Genomic DNA, 640 nt, shown 5'->3' with positions numbered 1-640 from the left:
GGCCTGCTGATCAACGGCGAATGGCGCCCGGCAGCGTCCGGGAAGACGTTCGACGTCGAGGATCCCGCCACCGGCAAGGTGCTGCTTAGCATCGCTGACGCCGGCGCCGAGGACGGCAAGGCAGCGCTCGACGCCGCCGCTGCCGCGCAGGATTCCTGGGCGAAGGTCCCGGCCCGTGAGCGCGGGGAAATCCTGCGCCGGGCGTTCGAACTGGTCACGGCCCGCGCCGAGGACTTCGCGCTGCTCATGACCCTGGAAATGGGCAAGCCCCTGGCCGAGGCCCGCGGCGAGGTCACCTACGGCGCCGAGTTCCTGCGCTGGTTCTCCGAGGAAGCCGTCCGTGCGTTCGGCCGCTACTCGGTGTCCCCGGATGGCAAGTCCCGCCTCCTGGTGACGAAGAAGCCCGTGGGCCCCTGCCTGCTGATCACCCCGTGGAACTTCCCGCTGGCGATGGCCACCCGCAAGGTCGCCCCGGCCGTGGCCGCCGGCTGCACCATGGTGCTGAAGTCCGCGAACCTGACCCCGCTGACCTCCCAGCTGTTCGCCGCCGTGATGCAGGAGGCCGGCCTGCCCGCCGGTGTCCTGAACCTCATCCCCACCTCAACGGCCGGTGCCACCACGGGCCCGCTGATCAAGGACT

Annotated in this window: 1 protein-coding gene; it reads left to right on the top strand. The window is 70.8% G+C overall.

The genetic code is table 11. From position 1 onward, the window contains the following. Window positions 1–640 (top strand): aldehyde dehydrogenase family protein (locus AC07YR_RS23245; protein WP_494735414.1); only part of this gene is annotated, 640 nt, incomplete at both ends.

It is taken from the genome of Arthrobacter sp. GW460-12-1-14-TSB2 (assembly GCF_059423525.1).
Note: the sequence above shows the minus strand (reverse complement) of the source record. Positions and strands in the feature narration are given on the sequence as shown.